This is a genomic window from Acutalibacter sp. (assembly GCF_056800975.1).
Window position 1 is genome coordinate 1 of sequence record NZ_JBQISV010000178.1, and the last position, 1728, is coordinate 1728.

Below are 1728 nucleotides of genomic sequence, written 5' to 3' on the forward strand. Positions count from 1 at the left end.
ACGTGGTACACCCACCCCAGGATCAGGGTGAGGGCGCACAGCCCGGGCAGGACCAGCAGCCAGGGCCGGGCCCCGCCGGGCCGGTCCCGGTTCAGGAGCAGCGCCGCCCCCAGGAAGGGCCAGAACACCAGCTTCACATGCTCCCACAGGCTCTCGTTCACCGGTGAGAACAGGGCGGTGATGGCGCTGGGCTGCCACTCATACAAAAAATGGAGGACACAGCCGGCCAGTATGGCGGCGGCGGCGGTCAAAATCAGCTGTCGCTTTGGATAGATCAACTTGCTCACTCCCTTCTGTACAGCCTATGCGGACAGGGAGCGGTTCATACAAAAACGCATAAAATTCCCCCCGGCGGGCATGATAGGGAAAACCGTTGAAGGAGGGATGAAGCTTGAACATGACCAACCAGGACTACGGCAAGCTGGTCAACGAGAGGTCAAAGCCCTCGCCCATGGGGAAAAACATCCTCTGGGCCTTTCTGGTGGGTGGGAGCATCTGCGCCGCCGGGCAGGGGCTGACCCAGCTGTTCCAGAGCTACGGGCTGGACAAGGAGCAGGCCGGTACTGCCACCTCTGTGGCCCTGATCTTCGCCGCCGCCCTGCTCACCGGGCTGGGGATTTTTGACAAGCTGGCCAAGCGGGCGGGGGCGGGCACCCTGGTGCCCATCACCGGCTTCGCCAACGCCATGGTGTCCCCCGCCCTGGAGTTTAAAAGCGAGGGCCTGATCACCGGCACCGCCGCCAAGCTCTTCACCGTAGCCGGCCCGGTGCTGGTCTTCGGCATCAGCGCCAGCGTGGTCTACGGCCTGATTTTGTGCCTGCTGCAGGCGGTTTAAGTGGTGGCTGGGGGATTCCCATTCTTTGAACTGCCCCGTTTGAGGAATCCCCCCCGCCCCCTTTAACAAGGGGGGCTTGGGTGCTTGAAGCTCCCAGTCCTGCTTTAAAGGCCCCCTTGTTAAAGGGGGCTGGCACGGCGCAGCCGTGACTGGGGGATTCCAATTCATCAAAAACATTCCTGTAAACGGAATCCCCCCGCCACTCCGGGCCCCCTTTTGACAAGGGGGGCATTTTGCTAATTGAACGACCCATCCCACTGCCACCCAGGTTCCAGGTACTGGTGCTCCACCGCTGGGACGTAGTAAGCGCCGAAATTTTTCAGCTCGGTGCCGTCCCAGTTGGGGAACTCGTGGGAGACGTCTACATAGAAGCGGTAGTAGGGGATAAAAAACTGTTCCGTCGGGCTCCCCCGGTAGACCAGCTCCCCGCCGTATACATGCTCCTCGCCGGGAAAGTCGTAGGGGACGGTGGTGATATACTGCCCCTCCAGCAGGGCCTGGCGGGCCTCCTCCAGGGAGATGAGGGGGTAGTCCCCCAGCCTTTCCGCACAGGCCAGGCTGTCATAGAGCCGGATCAGCATCAGGTTCCCCTCGCCGTCGGGGGCGAAATCCGCCTGGCGGAAGGAGTAGTTGAGCAAATCCTCCACGTCGTCCCCGGCGGCGTCATACACCCGGTAGTCCACATCCAAATCCCCGTAGATGTTCCGGTCCCGGAAGATGGCCTTTTGGGGCTGTTGGAAATTCAGCAGGGCGGCATATTGGCCGATGAGGTAGTCCAGCACCACCTCAACCTCCTGGTCGGTGGTGCCGCTGTATTCAAAGCGGTACTCCTCCGGCAGGGGCAGGCTGTCATGGGTCTTGGTGTCAAAGTCGACGGTAAGGGTGCCGTTGGC

At 61.7% G+C, this 1728-nt stretch carries 3 protein-coding genes; 1 reads left to right on the forward strand and 2 read right to left on the reverse strand.

All coding sequences use genetic code 11. From position 1 onward, the window contains the following. Window positions 1-278: DUF6512 family protein (locus ACTO5E_RS10975; protein WP_482303608.1), on the reverse strand; the 278-nt coding region annotated here is incomplete at its 3' end. Between the two features lie 113 nt (window positions 279-391). Between ACTO5E_RS10975 and spoVAC the strand changes: the two genes are divergently transcribed. After that, window positions 392-835 (forward strand): stage V sporulation protein AC, encoded by a 444-nt coding sequence (gene spoVAC / locus ACTO5E_RS10980; RefSeq protein ID WP_482303610.1) that lies wholly within the window; start codon window positions 392-394, stop codon window positions 833-835. Between the two features lie 236 nt (window positions 836-1071). Here the strand turns inward: spoVAC and ACTO5E_RS10985 are convergent. Then, window positions 1072-1728: hypothetical protein (locus tag ACTO5E_RS10985; protein ID WP_482303611.1), on the reverse strand; the 657-nt coding region annotated here is incomplete at its 5' end.